At 38.9% G+C, this 1,790-nt stretch carries 1 protein-coding gene; it reads right to left on the bottom strand.

What is annotated here, in order from left to right; translation table 11 throughout:
• Positions 1-60 precede the first annotated feature (60 nt).
• Positions 61-1,593 carry an IS1182 family transposase gene (locus FZC41_RS17040; RefSeq protein ID WP_148568649.1) on the bottom strand — a complete coding sequence of 511 codons (1,533 nt, stop codon included), beginning with the start codon at positions 1,591-1,593 and terminating at the stop codon, positions 61-63.
• Positions 1,594-1,790 lie beyond the last annotated feature (197 nt).

The following is a 1,790-nucleotide window of genomic DNA, read 5'->3' as shown; positions in this document are numbered from 1 at the left end:
CGGGACCAGTGAAAAAGACATGTTTTGGGGCTGATTTCTGAAAATATGAGTGAATTATTTTTAGAAACTAAAATTTATTCTGAATATAACGATTTTTTTAATAAAACAAGAAAAATCAGCGGTCATGATGGCCGCTATTCTTTTTATATTAACTGCAATGGCGGCCAGTTTCGATTGTTTGGACATCGAAACCAGACCGTAGCCTTTTGCCCGGCCCAGTCCATGGGATCGTTTGAGCTCAGCATTTTTCCCTTCGATGCTGGCTCTTTTTTTGTACTTCTCTTTAAATTCATTGGTTTTCTGACTTTGGGAGATTTCGTAGAATTCCAAGGTATTGATCCCAATATTCAGAATTTTTCGGACCGATTTTTTTGCGCATTCATCATGTTTAGGGCAACTCTTGCAGATTTTTATGTCGAAGTAATAATTATATCCTTCCTGAAAACCACTTTTACAGTCTTTGCGTTTCCGTTTGTAGTATCTTCGGCTAACCGTCTGATTTCCCTGGCTACAGAACCATTGATCAGAATCTTTGTTATAAGAGAATTCACTTTCATCAATCCGATAGGCAGAACCGCTGACGGGAATATAAGCTTCGGCCTCGAGTTTTTTAATTCTGTCAAGAATGGATTTTCTGAAGTAGGCCTTGTCACCGTAGAATTCATTTATCGTTAAACCACTTGCATGAGTGTCTTTGAGCAATGCTTCAATCATCGACCCATCCACATAGGCACCCGTACCGGTTCGAACTGCCGTGATCAAGCGTTGATTGGTGGTCATGATGAATTCAACCTTGTAACCAAAGAAGTTGGAGGTTTTGCTTTTTCGTCCAACCCGGGCGTCTTGATCGATTAAAGATCGGATGCCTGTTTGATTGATGAATTTGGGATCATCCAGAATTTCTTTTGCTTTTACAATCATCTGATTTGTTTCTTCGGTTTGAGTGGTAGTATTTATTTTCGCTTTTTCGATAACAATTTCCAGGTAATCTTTCATCACCTGTTTTGCTTTTTTGTGATCGCTGATTTCTTTGTAGGCAGGTTCTTCCGGCAGATTTTCAACTGCTTTACCTGTTTCTTTCTCACAGATGGTGATGATGTTTCTGGCCAGATGTTTCATCAATCGTTCCGGTGTTTTTTTGATGGTGTTGGCTTCCACATGGGTGGCATCAATACTAACCCCTTCATCTTTGATAATCCCCTTTTTCACACATTGTCTTACAATTTCGATGATGATTTCATCCAGGGTCTCTTCACCTAGCCGTTGGGTTCTGAATTTGGACAACAGACTTTTTTCCGGCAATGGATCTTCCGGGTTGATGTCCAGAAAATAAAGATGGGCCAGATTGAGAGTCGCTTCTTCAATCAACTTTTCATCAGAGAGATTGTAGATATGCTGCAGAAACAGCAGTTTGCACATCAGTTCCGGTTCTTTCGCCGGACGGCCAAAGTTTTTGCAGTAGGTATCTTCCAGCAGATCATTGATAAAACTGAAATCGACCGCTTTTTTAACCTGTTTAAGGATATGATTTTCCGGGATTTTGTTGTATAATAGACAATGGAATGATGATTGTTTTGATTCAAATCGAAGCATGATTTCCCCCCTGTTTGGTTGTTTTTGTTCGCACTTAAATTATACCATGCAGGGTTATTTTTTTACTCTGTTTTAATCAAAAACACACTGGATGTTTCAATTTCATCCTATAAATATTACACCATTTCTAATTCGTGATTTCCAATTTTTTCAACGATCTGTACAAACTAATATTTTCGACTTTTTCACTGGTCCCG

The sequence above is a fragment of the Acetobacterium paludosum genome (genome assembly GCF_008086595.1).
In the GTDB taxonomy this organism is placed as follows: Bacteria; Bacillota; Clostridia; order Eubacteriales; family Eubacteriaceae; genus Acetobacterium; species Acetobacterium paludosum.
Note: the sequence above shows the minus strand (reverse complement) of the source record. Positions and strands in the feature narration are given on the sequence as shown.